General features: G+C 45.9%; 1 protein-coding gene. It reads left to right on the top strand.

Going from position 1 to position 983, the window contains the following annotated elements; genetic code table 11:
• Window positions 1-797 (top strand): tRNA threonylcarbamoyladenosine dehydratase (locus tag ACS8FD_RS17180; protein WP_439276739.1); only part of this gene is annotated, 797 nt, incomplete at its 5' end.
• Window positions 798-983: the final 186 nt, after the last annotated feature.

Here is a 983-nt window from a genome sequence, read left to right on the forward strand (position 1 = left end):
AGGTTGTCAATACAGATTTACAATATGAGCGACGCTTTCAGGGGACGCAGACATTGTATGGTATGGCAGCATTCGATGTCTTTGCTGCAGCACATGTTTATGTGATTGGAGTGGGCGGCGTAGGCTCTTGGGCTGCTGAAGCATTAGCGCGTACCGCAGTAGGCAATATTACGTTAGTTGATTTAGATGTATTGGTGGCTTCCAATGTCAATCGGCAGCTACCTGCGCTTGATAGTACCTTTGGGCAAAGTAAGATAGCAGCACTGGGCGCACGTTTGCAAGAGATTAACCCAAAGCTCACTTTGCACTTGGTAGATGACTTTTTAACAGTTGAGAATGTCTCTACATTATTACCCAATCGGAGTGAGGCAAAAGCTGCCGCAGCTGAGCAAAGGCCGATTGTGATATTGGACTGCGTAGATGATATGAGTGCCAAACTGGCTATTGCATTACATTGCCGTTTTAATAAGCTAAAGCTCGTTTGTGCAGGTGGGGCAGGGGGCAAGATAGACCCTTCTCAGATTACAGTCAGCGATCTAAAGGACAGTTATCAAGATCCATTGTTAGCGCGGTTACGTAACAAGCTGCGCCATGAAAAAGGCATCAATAGCGCTCTAAAAGATAAATTCGGTATTAGGTGCGTATACTCAACTGAGCCGCCGCGCGTAGACAAAAGCTGTCAGACAGGCGGGTTACAATGTGGCGGCTATGGCTCTGCAGTTGCGGTAACCTCTGTAGTGGCAATGATTATGGTTAGTGAGGCATTACAAATGCTGAGCAAACAAGCTGGGGTCTGACCCATTACTTCTTATTAACTTGGAGACGGTTTTGTCTATTCATACTTATCCGCTGGCGTTAGATGAGCATTTACGTATCGCTAAGCTACATGAATACGACGTGCTTAACACTTGTAATGAGCCTGCATTTTCGCGTTTGACTGAACTGGTTAAATTGTTCTTTGGTGTGCCCATGGTGGCTATTAC

It is taken from the genome of Psychrobacter sp. 1U2 (assembly GCF_051847575.1).